Here is an 11,694-nt window from a genome sequence, read left to right as displayed (position 1 = left end):
TGGCTGCTATAAATACATATTGTCATGTCACCGCCGCCACAGATTCCACAGGGGGTCACGACCGCCCTCAAAACCCTTGGCCTGACCAAGTACGAGGCGCTCGTCTACGTCGCCCTCCTCAGGGTCACCAGCGCCACCGCGACCGAGATCCACGAGATCTCGGGAGTGCCGCGCGCATCAGTTTATCCGGTCCTCGACCGTCTTCTGCAGAAGAACCTGGTCACCGTCTCGCACACCACGCCCAAACGCTTCAACGCCATCCCGCCTGAAGAGGCGATCAACAGCCTCATGCGCGAGATCGAGGAGAAAGGAGCGTACGCAAAGGTGGTGCTCGGCGAGATCTACGCCGAGCGGGCGAGCATCGAAGGAGGCGGCCAGGAACTGATCTGGAATATCCTGGGCGAGGCCAATATCAAGAGCAGGATGCGCGACCTCATCGCCCGCGCCCAGGAGCGAGTCGAGGTCATCGGGAGCTGGGTGCTCCTCGAAGACCTCCAGGACGCCCTCGCCGCGGCGGTGCACCGGGGGGTCAGGGTCGAGGTGATCGCCTCCGCCTGGGAGGACGAGATCCCGGAGGGGATGGAGGTCATCGTCTCGGTCCCGCCGATCTGGCACAAAGAGTCACACGGGACCGACATGGCCGGCGTGCTCTTTGTGGACCGGGAAAAAGTGCTGGTGGCGATGGGCGGACGCGGCGAGGTGCCGACCGCCCTGTACTCCGAGTCAGAGGGCTTTGCACGATTTTTTTCACGCTATGCCGAACTGACCAGGAGTTATCTCGGGAAAATCCGTCAGAGGTGATCGATCGGTTCGAGGTCGCCGATATCGATGAGACCCCGAAGCGAGTTGATCTCGACCTGGTACCCCGCCTCTTTTACCGCGGCCATCACATTGGTGCCGCCGAGGATCGTGATCCCGAAGTACTGCGGCGAACACCCGAACCCGAGGACTGGGGCGTTCGGCGCACCGACCTCGAGCACCCCGCCGATCCGGCTGCGTTCCAGGTCTTCCAGGATCCCGGCTACCGTTGGTTCGGCCTCCATATGACATTCCCTGAGGTTGGCCAGGACGCTGCCCCGGCCTTCCCGGATCACCCCCCAGACGTCGGTGATCTCCTGGGAGACCAGGACCTGAAGGGGGTCGATGGTCGTGGCGTCGTAGAGGAGCATGTCGGTGAACCGCCTGGGCACTCCGTCCTCGACTTCCACCACGCCGCCGCCGACCGGGTGAAGGGGCGCACCTCGCCGGATCATCACTCCGTCGAAGGTGATGGAACAGACCGTACAGAGCCCGACCATTCCCTCAGGGACCACGGCCGCATCGTTCCCTTCGCCGGCCTGCAGGACTCTGGCCAGGTCGCTCGGTGCAAGGCCGGCCCTGGAGGCTCGTTTCAGAATGGCAAGGACTGGTTCGAAGTCGTCCTCCCGGATCAGGGAGAGGTTGTAGATGACGAGCCCTTCGTCCTCGGCAGGGTCGAAGGTCACCTGCATGGCCTCTTCTTCGATCAGGTGATGGATGAACTTCAGGGGAGTATTCACACCATGATTTCGGTTACGGGAATAGAAAAAAGGTTGCGTCCGTCGGTGTGGGGGGCTATGGGAGCCGTATTGTCCGGGCTCGTGGAGATTTTTCTCGTCTTCTGGCGGTGTTGAACCGCTCATGGATCAAAAGCACGCTTCAGACATGCGCATGAAAAATGTTCAGAGGAGGGCTCGGTAGAATTGGGCATGAGGCGAGAGGATGCCTCGAGCATACCGAATGAAAATCTTTCACAGCGGATCTTTAGGGTGATTTTCATAGTAATTCGCCATGAACCTGCGTTTCAAGCATACGCGGTTGAATATTCTCGTTGGTCTCCACTGTGTGTGTGGATCCTTGCTCCCTCTTCAGAGCAGGACACCGATGGGACCACCACTTCATTGCCGCCCCACCTCTATCTTCGTCGTGGGGGTCCGGGGGGTTTCCCCCGGCGCAAGATTACAGAAAAGATTTTACGATGAGGGCGGCACGCCCGATCACCATGCAATCCTAGAGTGATGATCTTCTGGATCATTTTCATAGAGTATATCCCAGAACTCACCCGGGATGGCCCTCTCCTCGAACCGAAGCGCTTCCTTCCAGAAATTTTGAACTCTCTCCTCCACCGGGGGGCTGGCCGCCCCACGGACCCCCGCCGATGAAGATTGGCGGGGGATCGCATCCGGTCTTTACGATCATCGCTCTGCCTTCCCGCTCCAATCGCAATCCCGGGGGTCCGGGGTGCTAGCCCCCGGCGCGGTGGTGTGGGAAGGCATGAATGCAGGGGTGCTCAACGAAAAGGGGAGGATATTTTCTCCACATCCACCGCTATCTTCTGAGAGGAGGAGGACTGAAGAGTTTTGGGATGACCTCATAGTAATTTGCTATGAAGCGAGAGCATGCCTCAAGCTCACGGGATGAACAGTTCTCGTCGCTTGATCCCTCTTTTTCAAGACTGAAGAATCGGTGGAGACCTCAATCCATCACCGCCCCCCACATCTCCCTGCGAGACGGCAGAACAGACACTGTGACGGGGGGCGGCACGTTCTGATCACCATACCTTTTCCGTCCCCTTGACCCCGAAGATAGAACCAGGACATGAGATGGCTGATCTTTTTTCGGAGGGATCACGCGCCCCATGCCATCCCCCCTATCCTCACGCGAGATGGCGAAACAGACTCGATGATGGAGGGGCGGCATGTTCTGATCACCACGCCTTCCCAAACATCGGTGCCGGGGGCTCTCTTGAAGACCTATCGATCTTCTCAAGCTCCCTGCGGTCGCAGCCACCGGACCCCCGGGATGAAGATAGGGCCGGGAAGGCACAATCAATGACCATGAAGAGCGTATTGCCGTCCACTGCCTATCTTTATGCGGGGGGTTCGGAGGGTGGCAGGCTCACCGCAGAGATGGCCAACAAATGATCTCTCGTTCGATCACCTGGTCCACCGCGAGTGGACGGCGAAGGCGGACCGTCCGGATCGACGACGACCCTTCCACCTTCGCGCCCGGTTCGCGCCAGGGTGGTGGCAACGTGACGGCCGAAGAAAAGGGCCAATCCTGACCCTGATCTGTGTACAGAGTACAGAGAGAGAATTGTGTACAGCTACCCCGGATAATTTGCACACGATCCGGAGAACACCCGGCACTGTTGAGCGCGGGGTTGGTCTCTCCGGCCGTGATCCCGGTGCGGGTGTAAACGACCAGGGGTACGCTGCATGCATGCTCCAATCATCGATCGGCGGCCGCCAGCGAGATATCGCCGGGTGCAAACCGGGCGCGAAGAAAAAAATGACTCTCTGGCTTTTTAGAATCAAGGATGAACCCCCGGCTCAAGCATACGGGATGAAAATTTCTCTTCGCTTGATCACCCCCTTTTCAAGACTGGAAACTCGATGGAAACCGTATTCAATCGCCGCCCCCACCTATCCTCGTCGTGGAGGGTTCCGGGAGGTGCAAACCCCCCGGCGCGTGCTTTCGCCTCATATCCGCCCCCACAGAGCCACAGACCCGACCGTTCTCCTTCGACCCCCTCTCTATCCGACCGGAACGGATGGAAAAATTGTTCAATAGCCGAAGTCACATTAAAACAGATGGAAGGCGATCTTCGGGAGAGGACGCAGGATATTGTAGCGATGATCCTGAATGCCGCGGGGTACGAGGTCGAGAGCGCCGACGAGCTCTTCGATCTCTCGGCCGTGGGCAACGACGACAGTTACGTGGTCTTGATCTCGGACAACCCGGCGGAGTGCGAGCGGTTCTGCCACCGGACCTTCAAGATGAGGATCGGGGAGGAGACTGAGGAGTGCAGGAAGATCCTGGTCACCTTCGACGGTGCGCCCGTCGCAGAGCACTGCACCTGCTGGGGAGAGGAGGAGATCGTCAGGTACGCCGGGGAGGCGGCACTTGCCCGGATCTTCGGGAGAAGGGTCGTTCTCGACGAAGCCGCTCCGGTCAGGAGCAGAGGGCAGACGAGGAGTGCCATCCGCCACCTCCCGATCAAGGTCAGCGAGCGGGACGCCTCGATCCTCTCCGGGACGCGGGGGAAGGCCCGCTGCCGGTTCGTGCCGTACTGGTGCTGCCACTGCACGAGCACGGGATCGCAGTCGGTGATGAACCGGGTGGTCTCCTTTGAAGGCGAGCGGAACGACGGGATCAACGCGATCAACGGAACCAGAATGGAGATGATGCTCGGCGACGCCGTGGACACGATGATGCCCGACGACTGCGAGGTGCTCACCCCGAAGATCCCCCGCGACGAGGTCGAGGAGACGACGGTCGCCGCCATGATCAAGGACCTCACGCAGCGGGTCAGGATCAAAAAAGAGGAGGGCGACGCGGTCTTCTACCAGGAAGAGACGCTCAAGCCGAAGAAAGAGAACATCACCGCCGAAGTGGCCCTGGTCTATGTCCCGGTCTGGCAGGTCGAGGGACGGGACCGGGTCGTCGAGGTGAACGCCTTCACCGGCGAGGTGATGAGCGTGCCCTCGGACGAGGGTGTGGAGATCTTCTGAGTGAGGGCATGATCGTCGTCATCGGAGGCGGTCCGGCCGGGCGGTTTGCGGCCGGCAGACTCGGGCAGGCCGGACGCGAGGTGACCCTCGTCGAGCGGGAGGCCATCGGCGGGCAGTGCCTCAACTCGGGGTGCATGCAGGTCTGCGCCCTCAACGACGCCGCCCGGGTGATGGAGCGGGCCGGAGATTTTGCGGCGGCCGGGGTGCTGGACGGCGCTCCGCACCTGGACTTCTCTGCGCTCCTCTGCGAGATGGGAGAGGTCCAGCGCACGATCAGGCGTGTCCTCGAGAGAGAGACGCGGGCCGCGGGCGTCGAGGTCAGGTACGGAGCGACGGCCAGGGTCGACGGGCGCCGTGTCTTCATCGACGACGAAGAGGTCGAGGCCGAGGCGGTCGTCATCGCGACCGGTTCAGCGCCCGCGGTCCCGGACCTGCCGGGCACCGGTCTTGCCAGCGTCTACACCGCCCGCACGCTCCACACGATGCCGGCCCTCCCCGAACACCTCGTTATTGCAGGCGGCGGAGTTTCGGCGGCGGAGTTCGCCTATATCTTCAGCCGACTCGGGAGCCGGGTCACGGTCCTGGCACGACGGGAGTTCCTCGGCGGCCTCGACCCCCGCCTGAGACGTCTGGCCCTCAAGGAACTCTCCGGCGTCGAGGTGCGGGAGCACACCCCGCTCACCGGGATCACCGGCACCTCAGAGGCGGACGGCGCGGCGTTCGGAGGCGCAGCACCCGGAGCATGCCAGGCCGACGCCGTCCTCCTGGCCGTCGGCCTCGTCCCGCAGACCGCGATGGTCGCCGGCGTGGAGAAGGGCTCCCATGGGGAGATTCTCGTCGACGGCCGGATGCAGACCTCGGTCACCGGCGTCTACGCCGCGGGCGACGCCGCCGGCCCCCCGTACCTCACCCCCATCGCCCGCCTCCAGGGAGTGGTCGCCGCGGAGAACATCCTCGGCCACGAGATGCGGTACGCCCCTCAGGCCGTGCCGCAGGCCCTCGCCCTCGCAAACGATCTCGCCTTCTGTCTCGGCGACGACGGCGACGACGGGATCGCCCTCTCTCTCCCGGCCCCCGCAGGCCCGGGCTCCTTCTGGTCGGTCCCGAAAGGCGACACCGGCCTCGGGAAGATCCTCGTCGACCCTGAGACCGGGGCGCTCCGCAGCGTCTGGGCGGCCTCGCCGGGCGCCGGGATCACCGCCACCTACCTCGCCGAGGCGATGCGGCGGAAAAAGACCGTTTTCGACCTCGAAGATCTCATCGACGTTCATCCGCTCGCCGAAGGCGTCCACGGCCTCTTCGCGCAGGCGGCGAGGGTGATCCGGGAGCGGGACGCGGAAAAAGAGGATCCGAAATCCGGCCCCGGCGAGCGATAGCCGGCCGGGGCCCACCCGCTCACCTCCCTCCTTGCACTCTCCTCCTCACCACAACTGCGTGGGACCGGGACTGAGATCTACCCATTTTGGCCCTCTTTTAGGGAAGAAGTGACCCAATCCAGGCTCATTCTGAAAAGATTTTGTGATATCGGGAGAATAAGGATATTTGACGCAATACTCAGAGGATCATGGGCCTCTCCCCGGCCTCTAATGGCCCGCATGATTAGGAGTGATATCATCCTGCCCCGTGCCCGGAATGAGAGGCGGTATGGCACTGATAAATCTCATGGATTTTGCTCCGATGTGCAGCCTATAAGGCGGATGATAACGGTCTTTTCGGCCCCTGGTCCTTCCCCGGGCTCAAGCATACGCGGTTGAATATTGTTCAGAGCAGCATTTTGAGAGGTGGAGGAATCCCTGATCCCATTCCTTACATTCGGGCCCTAGGAGGGACTCCTCGCCTCGCCGCCCCTACCCTATCCTCGTTGTGGGGGGTTCGGGGGGCGAAAGCCCCCCGACACAAGACAGCAGTGAAGATTCTGCTATAGAGGCGGCATGTCGGATCGTCACGCCTTTCCCCCGCGCCGGCGGGGCAGGCCCACAGGCGCGAGGGTGTGAGAAGGCACGCCGATCAGAACCGCCCCCCCCCCTCACCGGCACGTTTATTGCCGCGCACCCCTGGCAGGATATCGATGGGAGGGAGCATGATCTTTTTCCAGTTCGCCACACGCAATATCAGGCTCCACTGGCTCCGCTCCTTCCTCGCCGTGACCGGAGTGGTCATAGGGGTGGCGGCCATCGCCTCGATGGGCATCCTGGGAAACAGCCTGGTCCTCTCCATCTCTGAGTCCCTCACCGACGTCGGCGACACCATCGTGATCACCGCCCACAGCGGCGGAGGCGCGGACGGGGACGGCCCGCCGATCGCCGTGAGCGGCCGCGGCGTCACCGACCTGCAGGTGAACGAGATCAGGCGGGCCGCCGGGTCCAACCAGGTCATCCCGATCATGAGCGGGAGCGACCGGTTCGTCATCGGCGGGGAGACGACCGCGGCGCCGGTCTACGGGATCAGCCCCACCGACCTCCCCGACCTCCTTGAGGTGACCGACGGCACCTCCCTGCGGGGCGAGAGCGGCGCGATGGTCGGCGCCGTCCTCGCCGAGGACTACGACCTCCTCCCGGGGAGCAGACTCAGGATCGGCGAAGACGAAGAGAAACTCCGGGTCACCGGCGTCCTCGAAGAGCGTGGCGTCGGCTTCGATATCAACCCTGACCGTGCGGTCATCGTCTCCGACGAATTTTACAAAGATTTCTACGATGCCGAAGAATGGAACCTCGTCATCGTGAAAGTCTCAGACCTCGAGGAGATCGACATCGTCAAAGAATCCATCGACGACCAGCTCAACCGGCGCGAGGACGAGGTGGACGTCCTCGACACCAGGGCGATCCTCGAGACCCTCATCGACACCTTCAACCGGATCTCGACCTTCACCACCGCGATTGGAGGCATATCACTTATCGTCGCCGGCGTCTCCATCTTCAACGTGATGATGATGTCGGTGACCGAACGGACCCGCGAGATCGGGGTGATCCGGTCCATCGGGGCGCGGCAGGGGGAAGTGCTGCGGATCTTCCTGTACGAGTCCCTCATCCTCGGACTTGTCGGCAGCGCCATCGGCGCCGTGCTCAGCCTTTTCGGCGGCTACCTCGCCCTCGCCGTCATGCTCGAAGAGACCAAATACCTCTTCGAGCCCACCAGCCTCATCGCCATCCCGTACGGAGCGGCCTTCGGCATCGCTACCAGTCTCCTCTCAGGGGCCTACCCCGCATGGAAAGCCTCCCACCTCAGCCCCATCGAGGCGTTGCGCCATGAATGAGCATGAGCCTGAAACGATCATCAGATTTGTGGACGTCAGCAAGGTCTACCCCCTCCCGGCAGGGGACGTCGTCGCCCTCGACCACGTCGACCTCGAGATCAGGGCCGGCGACTTCGTCGCCGTCATGGGCCCCTCGGGCTCGGGCAAGTCCACCCTCCTCAACCTCATCGGCTGCCTGGACACTCCGACTTCCGGCACCCTCTACATCAAGGGCAAGGACATCGGCACCCTCTCCGATGACGACCTCACCCGCCTGCGCCGCGACCACATCGGCTTCATCTTCCAGCAGTTCAACCTCATCCCTCTCCTCAACATCATCGAGAACGTCGAGTTCCCCAGAGTACTCAAGGAACGGCGGAGCGGCTGCGACGAGGCGTGCCTCGAACTCCTCGACGCCGTCGGCCTTGAGCCCGAACTCCACACCCACCGCCCTACCGAACTCTCCGGCGGGCAGCAGCAGCGGGTGGCCATCGCGCGGGCCCTCATCAACGAACCCGAGATCCTCCTCGCCGACGAACCGACCGGCAACCTGGACACTCACACCGGCGAGGGGATCATGGACCTCCTCACCCAGATGAACCGGCGGGGCAAGACGATCATCATGGTCACCCATGACACGAACATCGCCGCCTACGCACACCGGCGGGTCCATATCGTCGACGGCAGGATCGCATGATCTTCTTCTCCTTCGCCACCAGGAACCTCAGGCGCCACACGGTCAGGTCGTTCCTCGCCACCCTCGGGATCGTCATCGGCGTCTTTGCCATCGCCTCCCTCGGGGTGATGGGCAACTCCATCAACCTCCTGGCCGCCGGCCTCATCGCCGACGTCGGCGACACCGTGGTGATCACCCCGCACACCGCCCTCGGCGGCGAGGGGTTCATCGGCGACCCCAGGACCGTGGTGGCCGCCACCATCTCCGGGGCCGACGTCGACCGGATCGAGCGGGCGGCCGGCGGAAACCCGGTGGTCGCGGTCGTCGAGGAGGCCGCCGACCTCCGGGTCGGCGACGAAGGCGGGTATGCCCAGGTGATCGGGCTTGCGAACGACGACATCCCCGATCTCCTCGACCTCTCCGAAGGTAACTATCTCAGGCCGGGTTCGCCGGCCGCCCTGGTGGGGTCGATCCTGGCAGACGAGTACGGGATCAGGGCCGGCAGCCGGATCGCCCTGGGCGCCGAGGAGATGCGGGTCGCCGGCGTGCTGGAGGAGCGGGGGTTCGCCTTCGACATCAACCCAGACTATGCCGTCGTCATCGAACGCGACCGCTTCAGGGAGCGGTTCCCGGAAAAAGAGGGTTACGACTATGTGGTGATCACCGTCGCCGACCCGGACGAGATGGAGGGGGTGAAGGCCGCGGTGGAGAACCTCATGAACCGGCGAGAAGAGACGGTGGACATCACCGACTCGCGGGAGAGCCTCAACCAGGTGAACGAGATCTATGACGCGATGGGGTGGTTCCTCCTCGGGATCGGGGCAGTCTCCCTGTTCATCGCGGCGGTGAGCATCCTCAACGTCATGATCATCTCGGTCACCGAACGGCGACATGAGATCGGGGTGATGCGCTCCATCGGCGCCCTGCGGGGTGAGGTGATGCGCATGTTCCTGTACGAAGCCCTCGTCCTCGGCCTGGTCGGGAGCCTCATCGGCGGCGCCCTCAGTTTTGTCGGCGGCTACATCATCAGCCTCGCCGCCATCGAAGTCTTCACCGCGGGGACGACCTTTGCCGAGGGAGCGACGGTCTTCGACCCCCTCTCGGTCGCCTACATCCTGGGTGCGATGCTCTTCGGGGTGGTGACCAGCGTCGCCGCCGGGGTGTATCCCGCATGGCAGGCCGCACAGATGACGCCGATCGAGGCGTTGCGGGGGTGAAGGGCGTGGCCGGGATCTTTCTCACCTTTGCGCTCAGGAACCTCAGGCGCCACTGGGTCAGGTCTGGGCTGGCGGCCCTCGGGATCGTCATCGGGGTCGCCGCCGTCGCCACCCTCGGGATTCTGGGCAACAACCTCATCATCCTCTTCTCCGGCCTCGTCGCCGACGTCTCCGACACCGTGGTCGTCACCCCCCACCTTGCGGCCGCAAGCGGCGACCCCTTCGACCCGCGCTCGGCCCTGGCTGGCGGGCTCACCGAACGAGACCTTGACAAGATCGAGCGGGCCGTCGGACCATACCACGCCGTGCCCCTTTTCCAGACTGCCGAACTCCTGGAGAAAGGCCGGAAAAAAGGGTATGTCCCGGTGATCGTCCTCCACCACGACGACATGCCGGTCCTCCTCGAGGTCGAGGACGGCGCCCTCCCGCCACCTTCAGGGAACAGTGTCCTCGTCGGATCGCTCCTTGCCGATGAAGCGGAGGTGCGGGCCGGCGGGCGGATCACCCTCGGCGGCGAGGACGTCCGGGTCGCCGGGGTGCTGGAGGAGCGGGGCCTGGGCATCGACATCAACCCCGACTACGCCGTTGTCGTCACCCATAGTTGGTACACCGAACGGCACCCCGAACCCGCCTACGACCGGGTGGTGGTGAAGGTCACCGACCTCGGCGACATCCCGGCGGTGAAAAAGGCCATCGAGGACCAGTTCAACCGGCGCACCGAGGTGGTGGACGTCCTGGACTCGCGGGAGATCCTCGAACTCTTCTACCAGACCTACGACGCCATCTCCATCTTCCTCCTCGGCATCGGTGGCGTCGCCCTCTTCGTCGCCGGGGTCTCGATCCTGAACGTGATGATCATCTCGGTCACCGAACGCTTCCATGAGATCGGGGTGATGCGTTCCATCGGGGCGCGGCGCAGCGAGGTGATGCGCATGTTCCTGTACGAGGCGCTCATCCTGGGTGTCGCCGGGAGCTTCATCGGCGGCGCCGTCTCTACCGTCACCGGCATGGCCGTCACCGCCTCCGTGGCGGAGACGGTCTTCGCGGGCTACGGGACCGTGCCGACCGGTCTGGGGCCCGAAGGGATCGGGTCGGTTCTCCTCGGGATGGGCTTCGGCCTTGGGACCGCACTCCTCTCCGGGATGTACCCGGCCTGGAAGGCCTCGCGCCTCGACCCGATCGAGGCGCTCCGGTACGAGTGAGCGGAGGCGCAACTCATATATAGAGACAGCCCTACCCACCCCTACCAGACTCGCACGGGGGGGCCGATGCAAAGGCGCAGAATCGAAGGGCTTAACCTTAGAGCGCCGAGATTTCACCGGAGAACCGACGGTCACTCTATGGAGGTGATCGCCACGCTCCTTGAAGTCCGCGACAACAGGGCAGAGTCCGGGAAGGTGCTGCTCAGGGAGAAAAGGAATACCTGAGCGGAGCAGAGGCGGAAGGGGTGTGTGCCCGGCCATCCTCATGCCGCGGGCGCTCTTGAAGATCAGAATTCCTCTCGAACTCGTTGACACGTGTTTCCACCGCAACGTCCTGGATGACGATCAGGACCGGAAGAAACGACAGAGGTCTCGGTCAGATCTCTCAGAAAAACACAGAAGACATGGGACGCCGCCCCCTGTCGCCCCCTCCCTATCCTCACGCAAAGCGGCAGGAGAGATTCTGTGATAGGGAACGGCATTTCCTGATGATCATCACGCTTTTCCGCCGTCATGACCCCAAAGATAGAATCGGGAGAGGTGAGGGCCGATCATTATTCAACAGGATCACACACCCTTGCCGCCCCCTCCCTATCCTCACGCGAGACGGCGGGAAAGATCCGGTAATGAGGGGCGGCACGCCCGATCACCGGTTTTCTCTCTCAAGACCTCTGCTCTCAGACTTTCCCGCGCGTCCCGCCATGTCGAACGGCGAGATCGAAACATGCCCCGATCTACCGGGCGCTCCCGCTCGCCAGGAAATAAAAAACTCAGAACCGATATCCCCGGCCCTCAGGACTGGACAGAGAAAAGGCGCGAAGAGGGGCGGACCCTC

The 11,694-nt window shown here is 63.2% G+C and carries 10 protein-coding genes; 8 read left to right on the top strand and 2 right to left on the bottom strand.

The features are described from left to right. Nucleotides 1–24 precede the first annotated feature (24 nt). Entirely contained in the window at nucleotides 25–801 is a 777-nt protein-coding gene (locus E2N92_RS09415) for a TrmB family transcriptional regulator (RefSeq protein ID WP_220680930.1), read from the top strand. Here the strand turns inward: E2N92_RS09415 and E2N92_RS09410 are convergent. Together E2N92_RS09410 and E2N92_RS13715 are read right to left on the bottom strand one after the other, a co-directional pair. Continuing rightward, entirely contained in the window at nucleotides 792–1,538 is a 747-nt protein-coding gene (locus E2N92_RS09410; protein ID WP_220680929.1) for a DUF128 domain-containing protein, read from the bottom strand. The two genes, E2N92_RS09415 and E2N92_RS09410, sit on opposite strands and share 10 nt — an antisense overlap. A 477-nt stretch (nucleotides 1,539–2,015) precedes the next feature. Continuing rightward, entirely contained in the window at nucleotides 2,016–2,144 is a 129-nt protein-coding gene (locus E2N92_RS13715; RefSeq protein ID WP_281425773.1) for a hypothetical protein, read from the bottom strand. A 148-nt stretch (nucleotides 2,145–2,292) separates the two neighbouring features. Between E2N92_RS13715 and E2N92_RS09405 the strand changes: the two genes are divergently transcribed. The 7 genes from E2N92_RS09405 to E2N92_RS09375 all read left to right on the top strand — a co-directional run bounded on the left by E2N92_RS09405 (nucleotide 2,293) and on the right by E2N92_RS09375 (nucleotide 10,859). Next, nucleotides 2,293–2,439, top strand: coding sequence for a hypothetical protein (locus E2N92_RS09405; protein ID WP_220680928.1), 147 nt, complete (start codon nucleotides 2,293–2,295; stop codon nucleotides 2,437–2,439). A 1,172-nt stretch (nucleotides 2,440–3,611) separates the two neighbouring features. Further along, nucleotides 3,612–4,532 (top strand): hypothetical protein, encoded by a 921-nt coding sequence (locus E2N92_RS09400; RefSeq protein ID WP_220680927.1) that lies wholly within the window; start codon nucleotides 3,612–3,614, stop codon nucleotides 4,530–4,532. Between the two features lie 8 nt (nucleotides 4,533–4,540). Continuing rightward, nucleotides 4,541–5,908: an FAD-dependent oxidoreductase gene (locus tag E2N92_RS09395; protein ID WP_220680926.1), complete on the top strand. Its 1,368-nt coding sequence runs from the start codon at nucleotides 4,541–4,543 to the stop codon at nucleotides 5,906–5,908. A gap of 692 nt (nucleotides 5,909–6,600) precedes the next feature. Next, nucleotides 6,601–7,785 (top strand): ABC transporter permease, encoded by a 1,185-nt coding sequence (locus tag E2N92_RS09390; RefSeq protein ID WP_246589162.1) that lies wholly within the window; start codon nucleotides 6,601–6,603, stop codon nucleotides 7,783–7,785. Further along, entirely contained in the window at nucleotides 7,778–8,461 is a 684-nt protein-coding gene (locus E2N92_RS09385) for an ABC transporter ATP-binding protein (RefSeq protein WP_220680925.1), read from the top strand. Before E2N92_RS09390 ends, E2N92_RS09385 begins: the two co-directional genes overlap by 8 nt. Then, entirely contained in the window at nucleotides 8,458–9,657 is a 1,200-nt protein-coding gene (locus E2N92_RS09380; RefSeq protein ID WP_220680924.1) for an ABC transporter permease, read from the top strand. The genes E2N92_RS09385 and E2N92_RS09380 overlap by 4 nt, the downstream gene beginning before the upstream one ends. Next, on the top strand, nucleotides 9,612–10,859 hold the full coding sequence (locus tag E2N92_RS09375; RefSeq protein ID WP_220680923.1) for an ABC transporter permease: 1,248 nt from the start codon (nucleotides 9,612–9,614) through the stop codon (nucleotides 10,857–10,859). Before E2N92_RS09380 ends, E2N92_RS09375 begins: the two co-directional genes overlap by 46 nt. Nucleotides 10,860–11,694 lie beyond the last annotated feature (835 nt).

Source organism: Methanofollis formosanus, assembly GCF_019633745.1.
GTDB classification, from domain to species: Archaea; Halobacteriota; Methanomicrobia; order Methanomicrobiales; family Methanofollaceae; genus Methanofollis; species Methanofollis formosanus.
Note: the sequence above shows the minus strand (reverse complement) of the source record. Positions and strands in the feature narration are given on the sequence as shown.

Coding starts and splice junctions, on each gene's coding strand:
- E2N92_RS09380 (WP_220680924.1), top strand. CDS start 8,458: ATGATCTTCTTCTCCTTCGCCACCAGGAACCTCAGGCGCCACACGGTC.
- E2N92_RS09375 (WP_220680923.1), top strand. CDS start 9,612: ATGGCAGGCCGCACAGATGACGCCGATCGAGGCGTTGCGGGGGTGAAG.
- E2N92_RS09390 (WP_246589162.1), top strand. CDS start 6,601: ATGGGAGGGAGCATGATCTTTTTCCAGTTCGCCACACGCAATATCAGG.
- E2N92_RS09400 (WP_220680927.1), top strand. CDS start 3,612: ATGGAAGGCGATCTTCGGGAGAGGACGCAGGATATTGTAGCGATGATC.
- E2N92_RS09415 (WP_220680930.1), top strand. CDS start 25: ATGTCACCGCCGCCACAGATTCCACAGGGGGTCACGACCGCCCTCAAA.
- E2N92_RS09405 (WP_220680928.1), top strand. CDS start 2,293: ATGAATGCAGGGGTGCTCAACGAAAAGGGGAGGATATTTTCTCCACAT.
- E2N92_RS09395 (WP_220680926.1), top strand. CDS start 4,541: ATGATCGTCGTCATCGGAGGCGGTCCGGCCGGGCGGTTTGCGGCCGGC.
- E2N92_RS09385 (WP_220680925.1), top strand. CDS start 7,778: ATGAATGAGCATGAGCCTGAAACGATCATCAGATTTGTGGACGTCAGC.